General features: G+C 69.3%; 22 protein-coding genes. 5 read left to right on the top strand and 17 right to left on the bottom strand.

Annotated features, from left to right (window positions below; translation table 11 throughout):
- Positions 1–35: 35 nt before the first annotated feature.
- From ACPZVR_RS15605 to ACPZVR_RS15590, 4 genes are read left to right on the top strand one after another with little or no spacing between them, the layout of a single operon-like run.
- Positions 36–845 carry an enoyl-CoA hydratase/isomerase family protein gene (locus ACPZVR_RS15605; RefSeq protein WP_436700525.1) on the top strand — a complete coding sequence of 270 codons (810 nt, stop codon included), beginning with the start codon at positions 36–38 and terminating at the stop codon, positions 843–845.
- Positions 842–2,464: a class I adenylate-forming enzyme family protein gene (locus ACPZVR_RS15600; RefSeq protein WP_436700524.1), complete on the top strand. Its 1,623-nt coding sequence runs from the start codon at positions 842–844 to the stop codon at positions 2,462–2,464. Before ACPZVR_RS15605 ends, ACPZVR_RS15600 begins: the two co-directional genes overlap by 4 nt.
- Complete coding sequence (locus ACPZVR_RS15595) at positions 2,461–3,270, top strand: SDR family NAD(P)-dependent oxidoreductase (protein WP_436700523.1); 810 nt, start codon at positions 2,461–2,463, stop codon at positions 3,268–3,270. Before ACPZVR_RS15600 ends, ACPZVR_RS15595 begins: the two co-directional genes overlap by 4 nt.
- A 29-nt stretch (positions 3,271–3,299) precedes the next feature.
- A complete protein-coding gene (locus ACPZVR_RS15590; RefSeq protein WP_436700522.1) occupies positions 3,300–4,121 on the top strand; it encodes a FadR/GntR family transcriptional regulator in 822 nt (273 codons plus the stop codon).
- Between the two features lie 321 nt (positions 4,122–4,442).
- On the opposite strand, the gene ACPZVR_RS15585 is transcribed toward ACPZVR_RS15590, so the two are convergent.
- The 5 genes from ACPZVR_RS15585 to ACPZVR_RS15565 form a co-directional block, all read right to left on the bottom strand.
- Positions 4,443–5,075, bottom strand: a complete 633-nt coding sequence (locus tag ACPZVR_RS15585) for a PAS and ANTAR domain-containing protein (protein ID WP_436700521.1) — start codon at positions 5,073–5,075, stop codon at positions 4,443–4,445.
- 1,096 nt (positions 5,076–6,171) lie between these two features.
- Positions 6,172–7,086, bottom strand: a complete 915-nt coding sequence (locus ACPZVR_RS15580; protein WP_436700520.1) for an ABC transporter permease — start codon at positions 7,084–7,086, stop codon at positions 6,172–6,174.
- Between the two features lie 83 nt (positions 7,087–7,169).
- The gene (locus tag ACPZVR_RS15575) at positions 7,170–9,689 is read right to left on the bottom strand and encodes an ATP-binding cassette domain-containing protein (protein ID WP_436700519.1); all 2,520 of its coding nucleotides are present in this window, start codon (positions 9,687–9,689) and stop codon (positions 7,170–7,172) included.
- Positions 9,679–10,788, bottom strand: a complete 1,110-nt coding sequence (locus tag ACPZVR_RS15570) for a substrate-binding domain-containing protein (RefSeq protein ID WP_436700518.1) — start codon at positions 10,786–10,788, stop codon at positions 9,679–9,681. The genes ACPZVR_RS15575 and ACPZVR_RS15570 overlap by 11 nt, the downstream gene beginning before the upstream one ends.
- Before the next feature lie 168 nt (positions 10,789–10,956).
- Entirely contained in the window at positions 10,957–11,811 is an 855-nt protein-coding gene (locus ACPZVR_RS15565) for a mycofactocin-coupled SDR family oxidoreductase (protein ID WP_436700517.1), read from the bottom strand.
- A 470-nt stretch (positions 11,812–12,281) separates the two neighbouring features.
- On the opposite strand from ACPZVR_RS15565, the gene ACPZVR_RS15560 reads away from it, so the two are divergent.
- Positions 12,282–13,142 (top strand): sugar phosphate isomerase/epimerase family protein, encoded by an 861-nt coding sequence (locus ACPZVR_RS15560; RefSeq protein WP_436700516.1) that lies wholly within the window; start codon positions 12,282–12,284, stop codon positions 13,140–13,142.
- A gap of 126 nt (positions 13,143–13,268) precedes the next feature.
- Here the strand turns inward: ACPZVR_RS15560 and mftF are convergent, their stop codons facing one another.
- The 12 genes from mftF to ACPZVR_RS15500 all read right to left on the bottom strand — a co-directional run bounded on the left by mftF (position 13,269) and on the right by ACPZVR_RS15500 (position 23,987).
- The gene (gene mftF / locus ACPZVR_RS15555) at positions 13,269–14,663 is read right to left on the bottom strand and encodes a mycofactocin biosynthesis glycosyltransferase MftF (protein WP_436700515.1); all 1,395 of its coding nucleotides are present in this window, start codon (positions 14,661–14,663) and stop codon (positions 13,269–13,271) included.
- A complete protein-coding gene (locus ACPZVR_RS15550) occupies positions 14,660–15,394 on the bottom strand; it encodes a mycofactocin-coupled SDR family oxidoreductase (RefSeq protein ID WP_436700514.1) in 735 nt (244 codons plus the stop codon). Before ACPZVR_RS15550 ends, mftF begins: the two co-directional genes overlap by 4 nt.
- Positions 15,395–15,441: 47 nt before the next feature.
- On the bottom strand, positions 15,442–16,266 hold the full coding sequence (locus tag ACPZVR_RS15545; protein ID WP_436700513.1) for an NAD(P)-binding domain-containing protein: 825 nt from the start codon (positions 16,264–16,266) through the stop codon (positions 15,442–15,444).
- Between the two features lie 160 nt (positions 16,267–16,426).
- Positions 16,427–17,131 (bottom strand): NADPH-dependent F420 reductase, encoded by a 705-nt coding sequence (gene npdG / locus ACPZVR_RS15540; RefSeq protein ID WP_436700512.1) that lies wholly within the window; start codon positions 17,129–17,131, stop codon positions 16,427–16,429.
- Positions 17,132–17,199: 68 nt separating this feature from the next.
- A complete protein-coding gene (gene mftE / locus ACPZVR_RS15535; protein ID WP_436700511.1) occupies positions 17,200–17,895 on the bottom strand; it encodes a mycofactocin biosynthesis peptidyl-dipeptidase MftE in 696 nt (231 codons plus the stop codon).
- A 9-nt stretch (positions 17,896–17,904) separates the two neighbouring features.
- Positions 17,905–19,152 (bottom strand): pre-mycofactocin synthase MftD, encoded by a 1,248-nt coding sequence (gene mftD / locus ACPZVR_RS15530; protein ID WP_436700510.1) that lies wholly within the window; start codon positions 19,150–19,152, stop codon positions 17,905–17,907.
- Between the two features lie 65 nt (positions 19,153–19,217).
- Complete coding sequence (mftC, locus tag ACPZVR_RS15525; RefSeq protein ID WP_436700509.1) at positions 19,218–20,498, bottom strand: mycofactocin radical SAM maturase; 1,281 nt, start codon at positions 20,496–20,498, stop codon at positions 19,218–19,220.
- Positions 20,495–20,776, bottom strand: coding sequence for a mycofactocin biosynthesis chaperone MftB (gene mftB, locus ACPZVR_RS15520; protein WP_436700508.1), 282 nt, complete (start codon positions 20,774–20,776; stop codon positions 20,495–20,497). Before mftB ends, mftC begins: the two co-directional genes overlap by 4 nt.
- A gap of 1 nt (position 20,777) precedes the next feature.
- Positions 20,778–20,873 (bottom strand): mycofactocin precursor MftA, encoded by a 96-nt coding sequence (gene mftA, locus ACPZVR_RS15515; protein WP_436700507.1) that lies wholly within the window; start codon positions 20,871–20,873, stop codon positions 20,778–20,780.
- 82 nt (positions 20,874–20,955) lie between these two features.
- Positions 20,956–21,732 carry a vWA domain-containing protein gene (locus ACPZVR_RS15510; protein ID WP_436700506.1) on the bottom strand — a complete coding sequence of 259 codons (777 nt, stop codon included), beginning with the start codon at positions 21,730–21,732 and terminating at the stop codon, positions 20,956–20,958.
- A gap of 228 nt (positions 21,733–21,960) precedes the next feature.
- A complete protein-coding gene (locus ACPZVR_RS15505) occupies positions 21,961–22,935 on the bottom strand; it encodes an AAA family ATPase (protein ID WP_436700505.1) in 975 nt (324 codons plus the stop codon).
- The gene (locus ACPZVR_RS15500; RefSeq protein WP_436700504.1) at positions 22,932–23,987 is read right to left on the bottom strand and encodes an ABC transporter permease; all 1,056 of its coding nucleotides are present in this window, start codon (positions 23,985–23,987) and stop codon (positions 22,932–22,934) included. The genes ACPZVR_RS15505 and ACPZVR_RS15500 overlap by 4 nt, the downstream gene beginning before the upstream one ends.
- Between the last annotated feature and the right edge of the window lie 10 nt (positions 23,988–23,997).

Here is a 23,997-nt window from a genome sequence, read left to right as displayed (position 1 = left end):
ATGATTCCAATCACTCGTCAAGTAGGGTCTCCGACATGACGGCAGCCGACCTCTCCGCACTGGTCCGCACCGAGGGACCCGTGCTCGCCCGGGTCGACGGGGGGACGCTGGTGGTGACGCTGAACCGTCCGGACGCCGCCAATGCGCTCGACCTCGCGATGATGGATGCGCTGGACCGGCTCTGGGCCGACGCGGCCGTCGCTGCCGCCCTGCGGTGCATCGTGATCTCCGGCGCCGGCCGCGCCTTCTGTGCGGGCGCCGACACGAGCATGCTGGGCGCGCCCCGCGAGCGCGTGGGCGACGACGCCGCCGCCGAGCTGCGGTTCGTGCCCGGGCACCGGGTCGACGTGCCGGTGATCGTGCTCGTGAACGGCGTGTGCGCCGGCGGGGGCCTCCACTTCGTGGCCGACGCCGACATCTGCGTCGCCTCCGAGACGGCGCGCTTCCTCGACCCCCACGTCTCGATCGGCCAGGTCTCGGCTCTCGAGCCGCTGCTGCTGCGCTTCCGGATGCGTCCCGACGTCCTGATGCGCATGGTGCTCCTCGGTCGCGACGAGGTGCTGGACGCGGAGGCCGCCCGGGCGGCGGGTCTGGTGTCCGAGGTCGTGGGCGCCGAGCGTCTGGCGCACCGCGGCGAGGAGCTGGCCGCCTCCGTGCGTCGCGGCTCGCCGGAGGCCGTGCGTCTGAGCCGCCGGGTGCTCCGCAGGTTCGAGGAGCGTCTCCTGGCCACCGACCTGGACCTCGGCTGGGAGCTCATCCGGCGCCACCGGGCGCATCCCGACGCGCTGGAGGGTCCCCGGGCCTTCGCCGCCAAGCGGCCCGCTGTCTGGCAGGACCCGTCGTGACCCGGCTCCCCCACCGGGCCCCCCGCGTCCCGGAGGACGTCCTCGCCGACTGGAGTCGCCGCGGCCTGCGGACCGGCGAGGGCCTCGGCGACATGCTCGAGGGGGGCGCGCGCCGCTGGCCGCACCGGCCCGCCGTCATCACCGCCGAGGGCGCCTGGACCTTCGCCCGGCTCGCCGCACGGTCCGACGAGGTCGCCCGAGCACTCACCGGCGGCGGCGTCCGACCCGGCGACGTCGTGTCGTGGATGCTCCCCACCGGCCCCGACGCGATCGCCGTGGCCGCTGCCGTCTGGCGCATCGGAGCGGTCAGCAGTCCGATCGTTCCCGTCTACGGTCCACGCGAGATCGCGGCCGTCCTCGACCAGGTCGGCCCCGCCGCGCTGGTCACCTGGCACGGCCCGGACAGCCGCCGCGACCACGCCGACGAGCTCGACACCGCGTGTCGCGAGACCGGCGTGTCGCCGGCCGTCCGGCTTCTGACCACGGGCCGGCACCCCGGGTGGACGCGACTGGACGACGCGCCGCGCGGCGTACTGCCGTCGGTCGAGACCCGGCCCGACGACCCGTGCCTGGTGCTGTTCACGTCGGGCACCGAGTCGCTGCCGAAGGGGGTCCTGCACTCCGTGGCCGGGGTGGGCCACGAGCTCCGGTCGACGATCGCCGCCTGGGGCCTGACGTTCCGCGACACGATGGTCATGGCCTCGCCGATGACGCACATCACCGGGCTGCTGCAGGGCTTCCTCATCCCGGCCAAGGTGGGCGCGGCGGCGCTGCTCATGGACCGCTGGGACCCCGAGCAGGGGGTCGCCCTCATCGAGGAGCACGCCGCGACCTACATGGCGGGCGCCACCCCCTTCCTGCGCGAGCTCCTCGACGCCTACGAGCGACAAGGTCTCGCCTCCTCGTCGCTGGTGCAGTACTGCTGCGGAGGCGCCTCCGTGCCGCCCGAGCTCGTCCGACGCGCCGACGCGCTGGGTGTCGCGGCGTACCGGTGCTGGGGCATGACGGAACTGCCCACGGCCACCCTGGCGAGCGAGCTCGACGACCTCACCCGGCGCGCCGGCACCGACGGCCCGCTGGCGCCCGGCGTGGAGCTCCGCGTCGTCGACGATGCCGGCGCCGAGGTGCCGCCCGGCACCGAGGGCCACCTCCTGCTCCGCGGGCCGGAGATGATGCTGGGCTACGTCCGCGACGACGCGGACGCCGCCGCGTTCACCCCGGACGGCTGGCTGCGGACCGGCGACCTCGGCCGGCTGGACCCCGACGGCTACCTGACGGTGACGGGGCGGGCGAAGGACATCGTCAATCGCGGGGGCGAGAAGTTCAGCGTCCGCGAGATCGAGGAGGCCGTGGCCACCCACCCCGACGTGGCAGCGGTCGCGGTGGTCGCCGTACCCGGGGGTCGCCTCGGCGAGCGGATCGGCGCCGCCGTCGTGTCACGGCGTGCCGACCTCACCATCGAGGAGATCGGCGGGAGCGTCACGGGAGCCGGCCTCGCCCGGCAGAAGCAGCCGGAGATCGTGGCGCTCGTCGACTCGATCCCGACCAACGCCACCGGCAAGGTCGATCGGGCCGCGGTGCGCCGGCTGGTCGAGGCGACGGGCGAGGCACGATCGTGACCGGCCTCCTCGAGGGCCGCGTCGTGCTCGTCACGGGGGCGGGCGGCGGCTTGGGCCTGGCCTACGCCCTGGCCTGCGCGCGCGAAGGTGCCACGCTGGTCGTCAACGACATCGACGCCGCCGCGGTCGAGCGGACGGCGGAGAAGGTCAGGGAGCTCGGGGGCCGGGCCGAGCCGGTCGCGGGCTCGGTCGGCGACTGGTCCGTCGCCGAGCGGACGTCGCGCCGTGCTCTCGACGCCTTCGGCCGCCTGGACGGTTGCGTCGCGAACGCCGGCGTGAAGCACGAGGCCCTGCCCTGGGAGGAGCGGGAGGCCGACCTGCGCCGCATCGTCGAGGTCAACGTCCTGGGCGTGATGTTCACGGCTCGCCACGCCATGGCCGCCATGGCGCGGACCGGTGGCGGGTCCCTGGTCACCGTCGTCTCCGGCGCCCGCTTCGGCATCCCCGGCCAGAGCGCGTACGGCGCTACCAAGGGCGCGGTCGCCGCGATGACCGCCGCCTGGGCCCTCGAGGGCCGCGCCGCCAACATCCGCGTCAACGCCGTGTCCCCTCTGGCCGAGACGCCCATGGCGGCGGCCGACGTCCGCGCCGACCGCCCTCGCCTCGGCGACCCCGACGAGGTGGCGCCACTGATCGTCGCCCTGCTCTCCGACTCTGCGGGCGAGGTGACCGGGGAGACCTTCCGCTACGACGGCCGGCTGCTCAGCAGGTACGACCAGCCGGGGCTTCGCGCCGTGGACGCCGCGGCGCTCGGCCTGGGCGCGGGTGCCGGACAACGCGGCGACCGACCACTAGGATCCGTCTAAATGATTCACACCAAGAACGGAGCGCTGTGATGGGTGTCGAGGCTGGACAGTCGTCCGGGCGCGGCGGCGGGCCACTCCCGCTGCGCACGCCCCGCGTGGCCGAGGCCATCGCGGCGCGGCTCCGCCTGCGGATCATCGAGGGAGACCTGGTCGACGGCTCCGAGCTCCCCCCGGAGACGGTCCTCCTCAACGAGTTCCCGGCCAGCCGCCCCAGTCTGCGCGAGGCGTTCCGGATCCTCGAGACCGAGGGCCTCCTGACCGTCCGGCGGGGGAAGCGCGGCGGCACGGTCATCACGAGCCCGACCCCGGACACGGCGGCCTACCACATGGGCCTGCTGCTGCACTCGCAGTCGGTGCCGATGACCGACCTGGCCGCCGCTCGCAACCTCATCGAGCCCTTGTGCGTCGAGCAGGCGGCCCAGCGCTCCGATCACGCCGAGGTCGGCGCCGCGCTGAAGGCACTCAACGCCGAGGCGGCCGCACAGGTCGAGGACGGCAGCGCCTTCACCGAGGCGTCGACCCGCTTCCACGAGGCCCTCGTCGACGCCGCCGGCAACCAGACCATGCGGGTCGTGGCCGGCATGCTCGAGAGCGTCTGGAGCTCCCAGGAGCGCAACTGGGCGCGCGAGGCCACCCAGGAGCAGAGCTACCCCGAGCTCGAGCTCCGCCGCGCCGTGATCAAGGCGCACGGTGCGATCGCCTCGGCGATCATGGCCGGCCACGTCACCAAGAGCGTCTCCCTCATCCGCGCCCACCTCGAGGCGTCCCAGCTCTACGTCGCCTCCGACCCCGACCGCGCCGTCCGGGCGCTCGACGAGTACGGAAGCTCCCGCATGCCGTTCCGCCGCTGACCCGGCCCGGCCCGGCCCGGCCCGCGCCGCGGCCGCGGAGGTCGGAGCAGACGACTTCCCGAGTGCCTCGAGTCGTGGCGGGTACGACGACAGGCAGACGCCAACGAGGCAGGTCTGCCAACGGGCGGCGTCCCAGAGGCTCCGGACGGTCGGTGGGCTACCAGCCGTCCGGGGTCGCTGTCCGCATCCTCGGGCTCCGCACCCGGGGCGCCGCGCGTCGTGGTGACCACCGCACCGCCATGGACGCCATGAGGTCCGCGCCGACGCCGGTGCCGCGCATGGGCCCTCGGGCCCTTCCACGACGACGAACGGCGCCCGGCGTCACTCGGCGGCGTTGCTGGGCGCGTCGTGGAGCAGATTGTCGACAGTGCGCCGCAGGCTGCTGTCGGTGAGCTCGCCGGCACTGGAGAGGTCGGTGAGGTGCTCGGCGATGTCGCGGACCTTCATGTTCTTGTTGCGCGACCACCAGCGCAGCATCGCGAATGCCTGGTCCGCGTCGAGACCGTAGGCCAGCATCAGGCTGCCCTTGGCCTGCTCGATGGTTGCCCGATGCTCCGCCGACGCCGCGACGGCCTCGCGCGCTTCGTCGCTGGCGGCCTGGGCGAAGTCGTCGGTGAGGTCGATGTAGTAGCCGTCGAGCTGCCTCACCGGGGTCTCGGTGCTGGCGTCGCACACGCCGCCCTCGCACACCAGCACTACTCGACGCTCCACGCCGTCCTCGGCATTGAGGCGATAGCAGACGCTGAAGGGATCGCCGGTGTTCGTCGCCTGGGACAGGACCTGCGCGACGCGCTCACGGTCCTCGGGATGCTTGCACCCCAGCACGTAGTCCGTCGTCGGCTCGAGGCCACCCGGCTCGACACCGTGGATGCGGAACACCTCGTCGTCCCACTTCCACACCTGGGTCGTCACGTCGTAGGTGAACCGACCGACGCGCGGAGTTCCCAGCTGCACGACCAACTTCCCTCGCTTCGCCCGTAGCTGCGGCCCGCGCCCGAGAAAGCCCTGACCTGCCAGGATCATGGAACCACTCGCCGCCATCTTCCGGAAGGACGCCTGAGCAGTTCGTCCACGGCATCCTCGCCCCCCCGACGTCATCGACGGCGGGCCCTCCGGACGGCGCGTCGCACCAGACCGATCCCCGGCGCGAGGAGATCCGCCGGCGTCGCACGGGTCGAGAACCTCAGCCGCGCCACAGGGCCGCAACGGCCGGGCGTCCCACCGGCGAGGGCCGATGGGACACCCGTCGGTCAGGACGCAGGGCGCCCCGGCCGAAATCAGAGAACCTGCGCGTGGCGGGTCCGCTGGTCGGATCTGCGGTACCCCCTGCGGCCCTCGTCAATCACCCGACGGCGCGGGGCCTCGTGCCAGTCCGCAGCGCTCGCGCTCGGGAAAGTACCACCGCATGACCCGGCGCAGGTTGTCCGAGACCGGCCGAGCCCAACCGGATCGACTGTGCCGCAGCACCATGGAGGCCGTTCGCGGCGCGCACGCCGCACCGGGGGTGAGCGCAGCGGCCCATCTCGGTGAATCCCGTCCGCGGAAGTCCACGCGAGACACATCCGAAACGCGAGAACCGGCAGGTCAGAGGCGACCTGCCGGTTCTTGCTTGCTGGTGGAGGTGAGGGGATTCGAACCCCTGACCTTCTCATTGCGAATGGCCTTCCGGGTCCTGGACGGCTGGATTCACGCTTGCGCAGACGTGGATTCAACGCATGGAATCGCACGGATTGCAGCGCGGGGGTACGCCGGGGGTAAGCGATTCAAGCGGAGGCAAGTTTCACATCCAGATCCGAACTCGTTCGCCTCTGCACGACAGCTTCTGGTCGTTGCGCCGCGCGTCACACATCCGCAACGCCTGGAGATGCAGCGGACCTTCTCGCGGGGCGGTTGTGCGAAGCCATGCACCTTCCGCTGCGCGCTGCGATCCGCACCAGCCACTGCCGTCGTTGCAACCTGCCGGTCTGACCGCACGGCCTGCACGTCACGACCGTCAAGTTCGGCCGCCTCTCACCCTGAGAACGGCCTGTACTGGCCCGGTGGCTTGGCATCAGCCATAGGCGCCCCGGGTTCCCTTTCGCTGGATCAAAGCGGCACCGGCAACCGCCAATGCCATCGCGCCGGCCTGAGTGAGCGACTGCAGTGCCGGCCCCGCGCCGAAGGTGAGGACTACCTGGTCGAGCTGGGTCAGGAACAGCGCCGCAACGGCACTCGCGACAACGCTGCCACGTCCGCCCGTCACACTGGTGCCGCCGATGACCACAGCCATCACCGTCTGGAACAGGTAGGGATTTCCCATGGTCGGTGACGGATTCTGGGTGAAGCCAGCCAGGAGCACACTGGCGAATGCGAACAACACCCCGGCCGCCACGTAGGCACCCACGATGTAGTTGTCCGCCCGCAATCCCAAAGCCTGCGCAGCCGCCGGATTCGCACCGACAGCAACGAACCGGCGCCCGACCACGGTCCTGGTGGAGATCCCGGCGACCAGCAATACGACGGCCAGAGCGACCCAGGCCAAGCTGGATATGCCCAGCGGACTCGCGGCCGCGAAAGCCTGGAGGCTGCTGGGAGCCGCAGTCCCGACGCCACCGGTGTAGCTGAACATCGCTCCTATGAGCAGGGCGCTGACTGCCAAGGTCGTGATCAACGGGGTCACGTGGATCCGGGTTGTGATCATCCCGTTCACGAAGCCGATGACGCCGCCCAGGATCAGGGCGCTCACCACCCCGGCCAAGACCGGAGCATCCGTGCGGTCGATGAAGACCGTGACGCTCATCCCGACCAGACTCACCGTTCCCGGCACGGACAGGTCGATCCCACGCTGCTGGATCACCAGAGTCTGTCCGGCGGACATGATTGCCAGAACGCCCCAGAACGGCAGCATCGCGCCGAGCGAGACCGTGGACAGTGACTTCGGCACGAGCACCGCGCTCAACGCGAACAGCGCTACGGTCGCGAGCACGATGCCTGTGTGAGGGCCGCTCGACAGCCATGACCGCCTCGCCGCGGAACTGACGGGCATGGCGACGGGCATCCGGAGTCTGTTCATCGGGATCCCCCAGCCACGGCATGCCGGCTCACGGCGTAGACCGCGACTGCGCTGAGCGTCATCGCACCCGGCAGATAGGACGCCCACGCGGGATCCAGGCCGAGGAACGGGACCGCCGCGATGGCCTGGGTCACCAGCAGCGCCCCGGCGACCGTCGCGACGAAGGACCCTCGGCCGCCGAAGACGCTGGCGCCACCGATGACGGCGGCAGAGACGCTGGTCAGGGTGTAATCGGCACCCGACGTGGGGTCACCGGAGCCGACCTGGGCCATCAACAGTGCACCGGCGAGCCCGGCAAGGGCTGCGCAGGCGACGAAGGCGAGCAAGCGCAGCCGCCGCGGTGCGAGACCGTTCCACCCGGCGGTCGTGGGATCCGAACCAGCAGCACGCAACGCGAGGCCAATGCTCGTCCTGCGCAAGACCACCTGAAGACAGATCGCGACCACGACGAGGAACACGAACCCGTACGGGATCACTCCCAGCCCACCACCGAGTGCGTTGGTGATCCGGATGTCGAACAAGCCGCCCGGTTGCGGACGAAGCACCAAGGACAACGCCTGCAGCGCGATGAACGTGATCAGTGTGGCAACGATGGAGTTCATCCGTACCAGATCGACGAGCATCCAGTTGGCCACGCCGACCGCGACCGGTACGGCGATCACCAGCGCCCACCCCAGCAGGCGGGCCGCACTACTGGACTCCGCAGTGAGGAAGAACGACCCGACAACGACCACGAATCCCATCAGCGGCCCAACGGACAGGTCAACGATGCCCGCCATGAGCGCCACCGTCTGTCCCAGCGCGACCAAGCCGAGCACAGCGACGAGCGCGAGCGTTCCGGTCACGTTGATGGACGTGAGGTAGTACGGGCTCACAGTCGCGGCGGCCAGGCCGAGGACGCCGACCGCGAGCGCGACCATCGCCAGTGGCGCGGTGTCTCCGGCAAGCCACCTGACCACGCTCGCCACGGACCTGCGCGGCCGGGTTTCGCGTTGCGTGGTGGCGGTCAGCGCGGCCTGGGTGATCCTGGCTTCGCTGACATGATCGCCGTCCAGCTCTTCGACGACGTGCCCGCGCGAGAAGATGAGAACGCGGTCGCACAGGCCCGCGAGCTCGAGGCCGTCGGACGAGACAACCACGACTCCCATTCCCCGGCCGTGGGCATTCGCGCGAAGCAGCTTGTAGATCTCGGACTTCGCGCCCACGTCGACACCCTGCGTCGGTTCATCGACGAGCAACACGCGTGGGTCCCGCCGCAATACCCCGGCGAGGAGCACCTTCTGCTGGTTGCCGCCGGACAGCGTCGTCGTCGCGGTCTCGATGCCCGGCGTCTTGACGCCCAGCTCATCGACAGCCGAGCGCGCGAACTCCCGCTCCCGCTCGGGCCGGATGACACCCGCCAGCGAGAGAGGCTTCAAGTTCCGTAGCGCGACCGTTTCGCGCACGGTGAGTTCCGGAAAGATGCCCTCGCGCTGCCGGTCACCGCTGAGATAGGCGATCGCACCGTTTCGCTTGGCGACAGAGCGACCATCCACCTCGATCGCACCCGTGCGCGGCGAGAGGCCGGCGAGTGCGCGAAGAGTCTCGCGCTGGCCATTCCCCTCGATACCGGCGAAACCGACGATCTCACCGGGCCGGACCTCAATCGACAGGCCGCTGAAACCTGGCCCGGCCAGCTCGCGGGTGGTCAGCACGGGTTCCGCGCCCACCGGCCCGAGCTTTTCCGGGAAGACGGTCTCCAGCCTTCGTCCGACAATCAGGTCGACGATTCCGGACTCGGTCAGCCCGGCCGCCTCGTACGTCCCCAAGTGAGCGCCGTCGCGAAGGACACTGATCCGATCCGCGATCTGCCTGACTTCGCGGATCCGGTGGGAGATGTACACGACCGCACCGCCCACGGAGACCCGCTCCCGAATGGCGCGGTACAACCTCTCGACGTCCTCGGCCGCGAGGTGTTCGGTCGGCTCATCGAGGACCAGGACGGCTGGCTCCTGCGCCAGCGCCCGGACGATATCGACGATGAACCGCTGTTCGGCACTCAACTCCTCCACTCTCGCGTCCGGGTCGATGCCAATGGAAGGGCTCCACGCGGCCAGGCGCTCGCGGGCCCAGGCCCGTAGCTGCTTGAGGGCGGGGCGTTTGTCTGCCGAAAGCGCGAGATACATGTTCTCGGCGACCGAGAGGTCCGGCAGCAGTGCTGGTTCCTGCCGGACGATGCTGATGCCGAGATCGCGCGCCGTATGCGTCGAGCCGGGCCGCAGCGGTACGCCAGCGAGAGTGACGGTGCCCTCCTCGGGGACGAGGGCACCGGAGGCGACCGCCATGAGGGTCGACTTCCCGGCACCGTTCTCGCCGACGATCCCGTGTACCTCACCGGCGCGGACCACCAGGTCGACGTCGTCCAGTGCGGTCACGCCGGGGAAGACCTTCGTCACGTGGTGCAGGCCCAGCGCGACTGCCGGGTCGGCCGTCTTCACCGTTCGCAGCGCCGCGTGCTTTCCAGTCTCACTGGCCACTGAGCACCGCCTTCAGGGCGTTGACCGAGAGGCTCGACGACAGGTCGGCATCGGGCGAGATGTCCGGATCGCAGGAAGGCATCTTCCCGGCCGCGGTGTCGGCGTAGACGAAGAGCTCGTAGGGCACCGGTTCGGGGCTGCCCTTACCGGCCAAGGCAGCCAGACCGATGCGCAGCGACGCCGCAGAGAGCCGGGTGGTGCCGTCCTGTCCGTGCCACTGGATGCCGTGCTGACCCACGGTGCAGACCCAAGCCTGGGACGAACCGACGTTGAGGAACGCCGGCATCTGCGCCTTTGCCTCCAGAATCGCCTGTACCGCGCCGACGTCGGATGCGCCGTAGTCACTGACGAAGGCGGCGTAGTCACCGTTCTGGGCCAGCAGGCCGGCCACCGCGCGGCGCTTCTCCCCGGCGTCCCAGTTCGTCGGCACCCACGTGTCCGGCACGAGCTGGACCTCCGGGGCGAGCCGGGCGAGAGCGTCCTTGAATGCGTCGAACGTCTTCTGCGTGGACGGAGCCCCCGGCTGCCCGCCGAGGAAGGCCACCTTGCCGGTCTTGACGTTGTCGGCGAGCCACTGCGCCTGCTTGGTGGCGATCGCGTCGGTGTCCCAGACCAGCGATTCGGTGTAATCGACACCCTTCTGCCCGTCGACGTCGTTGATGGTGGACACCACTCGGACCCCGGCCTGCATGGCCTTGCGCATCGACGGGAGTTGCGACGGACCGAAATCGGGGCTGATCACGATGACCTTGGCCCCCTGTGCCACGGCGGCGTTGGTCGCGGCGATGGCGCCCAGCTGCCCGGATGTCCCGTTGTACCAGGACTCCTGCAGGGTCGGGCACTTCGCAGCGTCCGCAGCGAACTCCGCATGTGAGATCGCGGACCAGACCTGTCCGCCGGCCGACTTGATGTACACGACCTTCGTCGGTTCGTCAGGGCAGAACGGGGTGATGTCCCCAGGCTCGGTGTCGGCCTTTTCCAGGTCTTGCTCCGCGGTGCCACCAGTGCCTGGCGCTGCCGGTGAACAGGCCGCCAGGAACAATGCGGTGATCGAGAAGATCGCGATGAGGCATCGCGACAGTGTGGAGACGGGAGGCATCGTCGCCCCTCCATTTCGGGAAGTGGGTTGGGCAGGGATAGGAGTCAGCCGCGGAGCGGACGGAAGAGTTCGCGAACAGGGCAGCGAACGAGTGACAGCCGGTGCACGAGATCGTCCAAGACGGCGTCCGGGACCAGCACTGTGCACGGTGAGGGCGTCATGGGTGACCTACTTCGCCAGTGCGCCACCGTCGACCGGCAGTGTCGTGCCGGTGACGTAGCGGGCTTCGTCGGAGGTGATCCAGCGCACCGCCGCACTGATGTCCTCTGGCTCCACCCAGCCGATGTCGAGCAGGTGCATGTCCCGGGTCACGGCGCGCCATTCATCCCTGCTCGGTGCCTCGAGGTGAGGAGCGAACAACTTCTGGATCACCGGGTTCATGAACATCTGGGTGTCCACGTTGGTCGGTGATACGACGTTCGCCCTGATCCCGTGAGGGGCGAGCTCGATCGCCATGACCCGCATCAGCCCGATCAGCCCGAACTTCGTGGAGCAGTAGTGCGCCATGTTCGCCCATCCCTTGCCCCCGGAGATGGAACCGGTGAGCACCATCGCGCCACCGTTGCCCGCTTCGATCATCGCCGGGGCCGCGGCCTGCACCGTGTGGAAGAGACCAGTCAGGTTGACATCGACTGTCTCGCGCCAGCTCTCCCGGCTCAGCTCCCAGAACGGCCGCAGGTCGCCCGGCGTGATGCCGGCGTTGCCCACGACCACATCCAGGCGACCGAAGGCTTCGACACCGGCGGCGACGGTCTCCCGCACGGCATCGAAGTCCCGGACGTCGCCCTTGAGCGCGACGATCTCGCTCCCAGCCGCTTCAACCAGCTTGACGGTCTGGTCGAGGTCCGCGCGGGTGGCGGCGGGCTGGTTCGACGAAGCGATGTCGTCGAGCACATCCAGGCCCACGATTCTTGCGCCCTCGCGGGCGAAGTCGACGGCGTGCTGACGTCCCTGTCCCCTGCCGAGGCCGGTGATGAACACGACCTTGCCTTCGAATCTGCGTGGCCACTGCTGGTCTGTCATCGTGGTCGAACCTCCGTCGGGTTGCCGCTGTAGCTGGGAAGAATCAAGGTGGCCGGCGTCGAGCGGCCGTACGACGCCGGCGACATCGGCGGCTTCGTCCGAGACGAGCCGCATCGAATGTGAGGCGGAATCGTTGCGACGGGTTGTTCCATTTCCGGACACTGGGCGGCCATTGCCGATGGCTCCGGCATTGGCGCACCTGGCGGAAGAGGTGAGGTACCGGGGCTCACCGGAGGCGAGGAGCGTGCCACCGTGTTCTAGACATCCCGCGGTCCCCACGGGTGCCAGCAGTGCTCGTGTCGACAAGAACGCCTGTCTCAACGTGGGACAACTGCAGCGCACGGGGCCGTACTGATCATCAGGGGACATCCGCTTTCCCCTCGACTCCGGCGGAGGCCTGAGGAAGACCGGTGTCGGCGCACTTCTCGCCGACCGGCTGGCCCGGCCGAAGATCCGTGATTGGAGTTTCTGTGACCACACATCCGCTCGTCGCCACGTCCTGGACGATCCTGGGCGACGTGACACCAGTCGATCCCCTCTGGGTGAGCCCCTATTCGCATGCCGACCGGATCGAGATCCTCGCCGGGCAGGGGTGGACGGGCATGGGCTTCACACAGGACGAATTGGCCATCGCGCGCGAAGCTGGCTCACTCCCCCAGATGCGGCGACTGCTCGACGCCGCCGGGATCACCCATGTCGAGGTGGAGTTCCTGACCGACTGGTGGTGCGACGGCGAGGCAGGCGCGGCTTCGCGCCGGACCCTCGATGTGCTGCTGGATGCCGCTGACGAGCTCGGCGCCGCCTTCATCAAGGTCGGCACCGCATTCCAGGAGCCGATTCCCGACTTGGCGCCACTTGTCGAGCCCCTGCGGCAGCTGGGCAAGACTGCCGCAGCCCGTGGCCACCGGATCGTTCTCGAACCCGCCGCCGTCGCGATGGTCGAGTCCGTTCCGCGCGGGTCGGAGCTGGTCAGCCTCGCAGGTATGGACAACATCGGTCTGCTGGTGGACTTCTGGCATGTGCTGCGTGCCGGCACCACGGTGGAGGAACTCCTCGCCACCGTGCCCGCGGGTCAGGTGTGGGCAGTCGAGATCACCGACGCGGACGCAGCGGCTGCTGGCGAAGACCTGTTCACCGACACTGTCCACAATCGCCGGTATCCAGGCGAGGGTGCGATCGACATCGGGTGCCTGGTCGAGGCGATGCGCACCCTCGGATTTTCCGGACCGTGGGGGGTGGAGATCCTCTCCGACGAACACCGCAAGCTGCCGCTGGCGGAGGCCATGTGCCGCGCCCGGGACACCACCCTTCCGTTCTTGGCGAACGGGTGACCCGAGATCGCCCGACTCGGGCGGCGCGCTCACCCACCTCGACTAGGAAGAGCCATCGATCTGAGCTGAAGAGCCAGCATCAGTCAACGGGCGAGACGCTCACATCACAAGGCGGTGCCCGGCGCATCACCTCAACCAACGGACCGCAAGGCAGCGGAAGCAGCGTCGCCTGAGGGCTCCCCACCACAGGCCACTGCCGTAGGCAAGGTCGTCGAGCCGGCGGGCGGCGACCGCAGTCAGCGGATCGACGCCGGGGCGTTCGTGGAGGAAGACGGCAAGGTCGACGAGCACGGCGGTGGCGAGCGCCCGTCGGACCGGACCGCTGACTGGGGCGGCGAGCGCTGCGAACGGCCACCAGTGACGGAGCAGGAGGCCGGACTCCTGGCGCACGGCCCAGCCGAGTCCGCGGACGGCGAGGCCGCGGGCGACGGCAGGGCGGTCCGTGGTGGCGGGGAGGCCGGGGGAAAGCCGGCGCGCGGTACGCCACGTCGCGAGCGAGGCGACGGGCAGGGACCACCAGCGGCGCTGCAGGACGACGGCCGCAGCGAGGGCCATCGTGGGCGACAGCACCGCGGGGGCGACCTTGTCGCCGTGCCGGGCGGCGAGGTCGGCTCCACCGGTGCCGTAGACGAACTTGCGGCCCAGCCAGGCGCGAACGCTGCCACGGACGTCATGGTGGGCCTCGACCGTCGGGTCGTAGCGGACCACGTGTCCAGCGTCGGTCAGCCGCCACACGAGATCGACGTCCTCCGCGACCCGCCAAGCGTGCTCAAAGCCCTCCCCGAGGAGCTCGGTGCGTCCGACGAGGCACGCGGACGGGAGCCACCCGATCGCCGCACCGGGCAGGACCCGGCCGCCGGTGCGGCCGAGGTCGAGCGACGAAGCAACGGCGTCGTACCGCTCGAACCAGCGGGCCCGCCGGCCGGTCGGGGCGCTCCGCGCCAGACCGACCACCCGGGGGCCGACGAGGGCGACCCGAGGATCCGCGCAGTGGCGGCCGAGGTCGCGCAGGGCCGCGGCGTCAACGGTCACGTCGGAGTCGACGAAGGCGACCAGCGGCGTCCGGACGAGACGGAGGCCGGCGTTGCGGGCACCGGCCGGACCGAGGTTGGTGGTCAGCGGGAGCAGGCGGGCGCCGTGTCGTCGGGCGACCTCGGCCACGGCGTGCGGTTGCTCGGAGGCGTCGTCCACGACGATCACGCGCAACGGCACGAGCGCGGCAAGGCAGCGGGAGAGCTGGTTGGCCCGGTCCCGGACCGGAACCACGACCGTCAGGTCCGCGAGCGGGACTTCGATGTCATCGAGGACGGGTTCGGCCAAATTGCCGTCGAGCAGGCGACGAGCCAGCCCGGCAGTGGCGGCGTCGGCGACAGTCAGCTCCCCATTGTCGAGCAGGGCGCGGGCGCGGTCGCCGAGCCGAACGGCCCGGACCGGCGAGCCGCCGACCAGGAGCCGTCCGCCGTCGGCGCGGACGAGGTCGTCACGCAGCCGGACGCGGAACCCGTCTGCCAAGCTGGTCATGGCGCGAAGCCGCCGTCGGCGTGGACGACCGAGCCGTTGAGAACCGCGGCCTCCCGGCTGCAGCAGAAGGCGACGGTGGCCGCGACCTCGTCGGGCTCGAGGATCCGCCGCAGCAGCTGGTTGCCGGCGAAGACCTCGACGTCGTCGAGCCCGTAGAGCGCGGCGGTGGCCTCGAGCATCGGGGTGCGCGTCGACCCGGGCGAGACCGCACAGGCGGTCGCGCCGGTGCCGACCAGGTCGGCAGCGAGACCCTTCACCAGTCCGACGACGGCATGCTTGGCAACGTTGTACGCAGCGAGGTGGTGCAACCCGTGGTGCCCGGCGGCCGACGCGATCGCAACGAACCGTGCACCCACGGGGTCGGGCCCGGCGAGCATCGCGGGCACGGTGACGGCAGCGGTGTTCCACACGCCCTTCACGTCCACATCCCACAGCAGGTCGAGGTCGGCCTCCGACGTCTCCCACAGCGGTACGCCGCCCGCAACCACCGCCGCGGCCGCGACCGCCGCGTCCAGCCGGCCCCACCGGTCCAACGCAGCGGCGACCGCAGCAGCCAGCGCGGCCCGGTCGCGAACGTCGGCCAAGAACGGAAGCACGTTGTCGCATGCCTCATCCGTCGGGGTCGACTCATCGACAGCCACCACGCAAGAGCCCTGCGCGACCAGACGTCGCATCGTCGCGGCTCCGATACCCCGAGCCGCGCCCGTGACCAGGACTACGCGCGAGTACATCGTCGAACCGTCACGAGGAGCGTCACGGTCAGCGACCCTCCCAGGGCTCACGATGCGACCCCTTCCTGCAATGCGGCATCCGAGCCGCCGAGCACATCGCGAAAGGCCGGGGCGGTAGGCCGGCCTTCGTCGGCAAGCCCCGACGGCTCCGTCGGCTGAACTACTGAGGGGGGCGCGGCCGAGTGGTCTGCCGCTGCAAATGGCAGCCAAGACCCTGCCGAGTGGTCGTTGATCGTCAAGCCAGGACGGACACCGTGGTGGTGGTTGATGGCGATGAGGTTGGCTGTCAGCGCCTCGATCTGCTGAGCGTCGCGCAAGCGGCCGGCTCGCCAACCGCGCACCCCGGGGATCAACGCCGCCAGCGAGAGAACGGCTTCGACGCCGTCGTCATCATCGCCGAATACGAACGTGTCCACGGGTTTGTCCCACGAGGCTTCGTCGAGCATTGAAGCGCTGAGGTGATGGAAGGCTCCGACAACACGGCTTTGCGGCAGGAAGAAGGCAGCCTGCTCCGTAGCGGATCCGTCAAGTACCGGCAGAGCGTATGGTCCCTTCGCGTCGAACCCGAGGGGCGCCACGCTGTCCACGACGACCTTGCCCGCCAACTCGCGCGAGAGGAGTTTCAACACGTTGGCATGATCAGCCCACGACAGCGCAACGATCGCCAACTCAGCCGCGCCGGCAGCGGCCGTATGCGGGGCTCCGACGACCGGCAGTCCACGTTGTCGGAGGGTTCGCGCAATATCGTCCGCCTCTGCTCCCTTGCCTCCGATGACGACCTTGGTCCCGCCGGCTGCCAGCACCTTTGCGAAAGCAACACTTCGTCTTGTGGTACCGATAATTGCCACAACACGCGCGTCAGGTCTGCTCATCGTGAGGTTCCCCGGCGGGGGTCTCGACAGCACCTTTGAGGACACCGGCCAGGGTTCACACGCTTGCCTCGGGAGGACGAGGGGCGGGGCGCGAGTCGGGCGCGACCGCCTCGTGCGATTCCCAGCCCACTCTCTGCGGTCCTCCCGTCGCACACGTGGCTCACCGATGTTCCTTCGCGTCGGGTAGCCCCGTGACACGAATCCCTGCGTGCATCTTGTACTTGCGGTTGATCGAAATCAGCACCGATGTGAGCGGCTCGAGAACCCGGGCCAAACGAAGCTTCCCCCCGTCGATCCCGGGGCGGCCGGTGACGGCGACGGCCAGCCGGGCAGCGACTAGCTTGCCCTCCTCTGAGTCGCCGACGACGATCACGTCTTCATCCAAGAAGTCGTCATCGCCCCACAGGCCCACGGCGGATACATTGTGAAATGCCCCGACGACGGTGGCTCCCGGTGCCAGCCTCTGCGCTGATTCAGCAGCAGATCCTTCGCCTCCGTCGATCACTCGGCCGTGTGCACCTCGCTTGTCGAATGCCAGCGGGTTCACGCATGAGATCACCGTCTTGCCCACCAGTTGGTCTGAGAGCGACTGGACAAGGGAATCGTGACCCTCGTAGGGAACCGCTAGCAGGACAACCTCGGCGGCTTCGATCGCCTTGGCGTTGGTGGCGCCTTGAACGGTGCCGACGCCGGATGCCGTGCCCAGCCGATCAGCAACTTCCGAAGCGACCGCTTCCGCTCTGTCCGCCGACCGAGATCCGAACACCACTCGATGGCCGGACCGCGCGAAGCGGTAGCCGAGGCCCTTGCCCTGCGGTCCGGTCCCTCCAATCACTGCGACAGTGAAAGGCACGTTGGAACTCATCTTCTCTCCCTTGTTGGCTGACGTCGTCCAAGTTGAGCGGTGCTCTTGCAAGAGCCACGGCTGGTGCGTCACGAGGCAGCAATCGGCCAGGGGATGACGTTGCGTACGACGTTCCACGCCATCTGGTCGAAGATCTCGTGGCCAGCGTCGGCGTCCGCTTGCCGCGGATCACCCAAGACACCGTTGGGGGAGACGGCCTTGACGCCGTCCCTCCGCATGTCGTCGTACAGCACGTCGAGCGGGGCGGTGTTGCCCAGCTCTGCACGCTCCTGCCGAACTTCCCACGGTTTGAGGTGGAGCATCAGCGATGTTTCTGTGTGGCCAGCGTGCAGGTCTGATGCAGGGTGCGAGCATGGCACCCACGAGACATCACGGCCCTCAGCGCGCGTCTGAGCAACTGCGCTCCTGACAGCAGCGATGTTGCCTCCATGGCCGTTGACCAGCACCACGCGACGAGCCCAGGTGCAGGCTGAGCGCACGACTTCGACCAGCACAGCTCGAAGTACCTCAGTGCCGATCGAGATCGTTCCGGGAAAGTCCTGGTGCTCGCCGCTGGAACCGTAGGCGATCGGCGGGGCCACGACGACGTTGATCCTTCGACGGCGTAGAAGCTTGGCCGCCTGCTCGGCAACAGCGACGGCGATTTCGGTATCGGTGTCGAGCGGGAGGTGCGGGCCGTGCTGCTCCGTCGAGCCGACAGGGACGAGCAACGTTGCTTGGTCCGGAACCCGCGGCGAAGGCGTCGACGCCAGTGCTATTTCCATGACGTGTGGTCACCGGGAGGCTTGCGCCCGATCGATCACGCCGAGCGCGCGGTCGAAGCCCTCGGGCACGAGCAGGTGCTCGGGCCGCAGCTCGGCGGTCGAGGCCAGGGCGAGCCCGCGCAGGGCGGAGTCGATGCCGCCGGAGAGCACGTCGAGGACGTTCTCCACGCCGGCCTGGCCGTTGGCCGCGAGCCCCCACAGGTACGCACGGCCGATCAGCACGGCCTTCGCGCCCATCGCGAGCGCCTTGACCACGTCGGAGCCGCGGCGTACGCCGCCGTCCATGACGACATCGATCTCGTGGCCCACCGCCTCGGCGATCGGGCGGACCATCCGGATCGCGGCCGGGGTGCCGTCGAGGTTGTTGCCGCCATGGTTGGACACCGAGATCCCGGAGACGCCGGCGTCGACCGCGCGCAGGGCGTCGTCGACGCGGCACACCCCCTTGAGCACGAACGGCGTGCCGGAGATCTGCGCCCAGGTCTCTCGCATCCACGCCACGTCGTCCCAGCTGGGCGGCGGGGTGGTCATCCACTCGTAGTAGGCACCGAAGAAGGTCGGTCCGGTGGTCTCCCCGGGCGGCGCGAGATTGGGCGCGGTCAGGTCCGGCAGCTTGCCGGTGGCCCTGAACTCCGTGCCGAACTGCCACATCCACCGCGGCTTGGTCGCGACCTTCGGAGCCAGGCGGACCATCGCCTTGAGGTCGACCTTCTCGGGGATCTCCGGGCTGCCCCAGTCCCGGCCCATCGAGAACGACCAGTCCAGGGTGGCGATCAGGCCCTTGACCCCGGCCGCGTGGGCACGGGTCATCCGCTGGACCATCGTGTCGCGGTCGCCCGTCCAGTACATCTGGAAGAACGTGCTCGCCCCGGTCGCGGTGACGTCCTCGACGGACTTGGACGCGAAGTTCGACAGCCCCATGATCGTGCCCCGTGCCGCGGCCGCACGGGCCACGGCGACCTCGCCGTCCGGGTGCACCGCCTGTACGCCGGTCGGGGAGATGATCACCGGAAGCCCGATCTGCTGCCCGAACACCGTCGTGGCCTGGCTGCGCTCGGGGAGCTGGCCGACCACGTGCGGCGCCAGCCCGAGCTCGGCGAACGCCGCCTCGTTGTCCGCGATCGACTGCCCCCGCTCGGAACCGGCCACCAGTGCGCCGTACACGGGCTGGGGCAGGCGCTTGCGGGCCCGCTCCTGCGCGACGGCGACCGACTCGAACCAGGGGTTCTGCTTCCAGGGGTACTCGAACTTCGTCATCAAACTCTGCTTCCTGATTGGTGTCCGGGCCGCCGCGAACGGGAGGGTGACGCGGCGGCCCGGCGTCAGCGGATCGTCGGGTCGAACCCGGCGAGGGGACTCTCGGCACACGCCGACACTGGCGGGGTCAGGGGACCAGTCGCGTCGGACGGTCGGCTGGCGAGAAGCTTGAGCATCACCGGCTGGTTGCGGGTGGGGTTGGCCTTGGAGTGATCCTTGCTCGCTGCGGGGATCACGCGATCGCCCCCCAGACGATCGAGGCTCTGCTCGCCGTAGCCCTGGACGCACTCGGGGTCCGGGCCGTCGAGCGGCAGGCCGGTGAAGAACTTCGCCGCCATGCAGCCACCGCGGCACGAGTCGAAGAAGGCACACGACGAGCAGGCCCCGCCGGTCTGCGGCGAGCGGAGCTCGTTGAACAGCGCCGAGTCCTGCCACACCCGTTGGAACCCGCCCTCGGCCAGCAGGTTGCCGGCGAGGAAGTTGTCGTGGATCGCGAACGGGCAGGCGTAGACGTCGCCGATCGGGTCGATCAGGCACACGACGCGGCCGGCACCGCAGAGGTTGAGCCCCGGCAGCGACTCGCCGAACGCGGCGAGGTGGAAGAACGAGTCACCCGTCAGGACCTCCTCGCCCTGTGCCGTTCCTTGGGCCGTGTGCTTCATCAGCCAGTCGTAGAGCTCGCGCTGCTGCTCCGGCAGCGGGTGCAGCTCGTCCCACACGTCCGCGCCGCGGCCCGAGGGGCGCAGCCGGGTCAGCCGCAGGGTCGCGCCGAACCGGTCGGCCAGCGCCTTGAACTCGTCGAGCTGGCCGATGTTCTCACGCGTGCAGACCACCGAGATCTTGGCGTCCTCGAACCCGGCGTCCTTGAGGTTCTGCAGCGCGCGCAGCGCGGTGTCGTAGGACCCCGGGCCGCGGACGTAGTCGTTGACCTCAGCGGTCGCACCGTCCAGCGAGATCTGCACGTCGACGTACCCGTTGCACGCCGGGGAGGCCAGGAAGGCCGCACGCTCGGGGGTGATCCGCACGCCGTTGGTGGAGAACTTCACGCCGACCTGGTGGTTGACGGCGTACTCCAGCAGCTCCCAGAAGTCCGGGCGGATCGTCGGCTCGCCGCCGCCGATGTTCACGTAGAACACCTGCATCCGCTGCAGCTCGTCGATCACGGCCTTGCACTGCTCGGTCGACAGCTCGCGCGGGTCCCGCCGGCCCGACGAGGACAGGCAGTGCGCGCACTCCAGGTTGCACGCATACGTCAGCTCCCACGTCAGGCAGATCGGGGCGTCCAGCCCGTACTCGAACTGCTGGACCAGGCTCGCGTTCTGCGGCCTCTCAGGTGCGATGGTCATGCTGCGACGTCCTTCCGCGGGCGGATCATGTCAGTGGCCGCCAGCCCGCGCAGGGCGGCGGCGTAGGCGGGGTGCTGGGAGGCCGGGACGCCCGCAACCTCGAGCGCGGTCCGCACGTCCGGGGCATCCCCCAACGCCCGGACGACGGCGACCAGCTCGGGCCGCTTCAGGAAGGTCAGCTTCCGGTTGCCGAAGTGGTAGGCCAGCGCCCCGAAGGGCTCCGGCCGCAACGCCACCGACGGCGAGAGCATCCACGGCTCCCCCAGCAAGGCGTCCATCTCAGTAGACGCCGCACATGCCGTCGATCGAGACCTCCTCGATGAGGTCCTCCGCGGCCAGCTCAACGGACTGGTCCTGCTCGATCTCAGGGTTCATCATCCTTCTCCTTCTCATTGGTGGGCGACAGGTTTGCTGACGCCGGCATGCAGAAATCCGGGGTGCTGACCAGCGGCACGGATCATTGACTGAAGATCCGTGACAATGCGGGACCGACGTCGCGATACGTTGCGGCGGAGGAGATTCGACCGCGACCCAAGTCCGCAAGGTCACGGGCCAGGTCTGCGTCGTGTTCTCCCGAGGTGTCGAGGAGGACGTCCAGGCGCGGCAGTTGAGCTGCGACGGCGCGCGGGTCAGGCCCGGCGTTGTGCACACAGTCGGAAAGCAGCAGCACGCGAGCGTCCCGGCAGGGCACTCGCTCGAGCTGCGAGAGTGCAATCCGGAGGGGAAACTCGACGTTCGTCAATCCGCGAGACGGCAGTCGTAGCAGCATGTCGAGTACGAGACCCGAGGAGGCGGGCTCACCGAGCGGAAGGAGCACAGAGGCGTCCGACCAGAACGCAATGACCCCCACCGCATCGGTTCCGAGTTGACCGACCGTCGCGCCGATCGTGGCCGCCGCAGTGCGGGCGCGCTCGCCACTCATCGACCCAGAGACGTCAACCGCCAGCACGATCGACCTTCGATTCTGACGGCGCTCCCGCACGACGATGTCTCGCTCGCTCAGCTGCGCGGACTCGACCATGCGATCGAGCGTCGCTTCGATGTCGATCTCGTCGGACGATCCGGAGTAGGTCACGCTACGCAGACGGCCGGCACCCCTGCGGTCGGTGAGTCCGTGGCGTGGCTTCGGCAACGAAAGGCGGGCCGCAATCTCCCGCGCGCGACGGTTCACCTCACCGTCAGCCATGGCAGCTGCCTCGGTCGGCCGCAGTTCAGCGGCATCGTCGGTGATCACCAGCGCTGCGCCTCCGCCGTGCGCCGCAGCCGATCCCCGTCGTGGGCCCCGCCGCGAGCGCGTGAAGGCACCGCCGCCACCGTCGCCGGTCGGCGGAGGCTCGTGAAGGACCGGCGCATCGGTCAGGGTCTTCGGACGGCGAGCGAGGGGTGATCGAACACGGCGCGCGGCTGGCGCACCAGGTGTCCGCGTGCGCCGAGCAAGGACCGACTCGGTTTCCATTGCCCTTCAACCTGGAGACGCTGCGGCGGCCTCGAGCACGAAGTGGTCTTCCCAAATTTCGCGAAGCACCGCTTCGGGGGTGGCGTCCACTGCTTGATCGACGTGGATCCGCCCCGACAACGAGATGATCACGGCGTCCCAGACGGTTTCGATGTACGCCGCCCGCAACGGCTCCGTCGACCCGAGATCTGCTCCGGCCGTTGTCAGACCGCGCAGCGCCAGCAACTCTCCAGCCACAAGCGCAAGATCGATCGCACCGCGAACACTGCTGCCCTGACGCACGTCGGGGTGGTTGCGGGTGGAGCGGGTCAGCGTCACCGCGTCCCGCCTCACCGCGTCCGCGAGCTCCGTCGGCACACAAGGATGAGTGTTGGGGGCTCGAACGGCGAGGATCTCCATCTCCGCCTGGGTGTCCTGATAGTCGACGGCAAGGCGGCACATCCGGTCATGGACGCTCGAGGACAGTCGCGTGGTCCCCACGTTGTCGTACGGGTTCATGGACGCGATGACTCGGAAGGTCGATTTCGCTACCACCCGACCGACCCTCGGAACCACGATCTCCCGATCGGCCATGGCTGCAAGGAGCGTGTTCAGGGTGTCATCGGGCGCGCGGTTGAACTCCTCGACGTAGAGGAAGCCGCCCTCACGCATCGCAGTCAGCAACGGCCCATCGACGAAATTGTCGGCATGGAAGTCTTCTGTCAGCACCCGCGCGGGGTTGTGGTGACCGACCAGCTTCGAAGGCGTGAGATCGGCATTTCCCTCAACGAGTAGGAACGGCACATGCCATTCGGCCGTGATCGCCCGAAGCAACGTCGTCTTCGATGTTCCCGGCGGTCCCTCAATGATCAGGTCCCGGCCCGCCGCGACCGCCGCAAGCACGAGGTCCAGCTCCCGTTCGCGACCGACGACTCGGTTTGCAACTCGTTGACGGACGTCGGCGACGACGTCGATCGACTCTCCGAGCTCACGTGTGCTCATCGACTCCTCTTTCCAGCTGGGGTTGAAAGTGACCTTCGTCCTGTCCACGCCCGAAGCAGGTTCGACCCGGCGAGGGCCACGACAAGGGCCGCCGCTTGGACCAGAAGCTGCGTCGACGGCGTGGCGCCGAGGGACAGCACCACTTGGGCGAGCTGACTGAGGAAGAGCGCGGCGGTGGCGGTAGCCAGAAGACTCCCCCGTCCACCGGCCAGGCTGGTTCCGCCGATCACGACAGCTGTGATCGACTGGAACAAGTAGGGCTCGCCGATGTTGGCGTTCGGGTTCTGCACATAGCCGACGAGGAGCACGGCGCCCACCGCGGCCAGCGCCGAGCTGATGATGTAGGCACTGAGGACGTACGTCGACGGCCTGATCCCTAGTGCGGACGCCGCCATGGGGTTGGCGCCGACCGCGACGAAGCGCCGCCCGAAGGTGGTCAGGTTGCAAACAACCGCGACGCCCAGCACTACCGCGACAGCCACCAGGGCGAGCATCGGCACGCCCGCAAGCCGCGCACTGGCAAACCGTTGCAGGCCCTGCGGAGCGGCCGCGCCGATGGACTGAGTGGCCGCGAACATTGCACCGAGCGTGAGGGCGTTGACGGCCAATGTCGCGATCAGCGGGGTGATCTGGAACCAGATGATGACAAGCCCGTTGACCAGCCCGATGCCAGCTCCGACCGCGACCACGACGGCGATGGCCAGGACGACCGGGAGGTCGTGGCGGCCGGTGAGGACGGGCAGAGTCATGGCACACAGCGTCACGGTGCCGGGGACCGACATGTCGATACCGCGCTGCTGCACCACGAGGGTCTGCCCCACGGCGATCACCGCGAGGACAGCCCAGAACGGCAGCATCGTCGTGAGCGACGAGTTGGACAGAGAGCTCGGCGCGACTATGGCACTTGTTGCGAACAGAACCACCGTCGCCGCCAGGATCCCAGCGTGCGACCCCAGAGCGGCTCGCCGCGCACCCGCAGCTGAGAAGCGCAGGGTGCGATCGACACGCTCAGGTTCCGAGCCGCGCCGCACTGCCAGGGAGGAGTCGGTCATCGTGGTCCCT

Origin of the sequence: Nocardioides segetis, assembly GCF_051390595.1 — a bacterium.
Taxonomy (GTDB): domain Bacteria; phylum Actinomycetota; class Actinomycetes; order Propionibacteriales; family Nocardioidaceae; genus Nocardioides.
The sequence above is the reverse complement of the archived record's forward strand: the minus strand, read 5'-3'. Positions and strand labels throughout refer to the sequence as shown.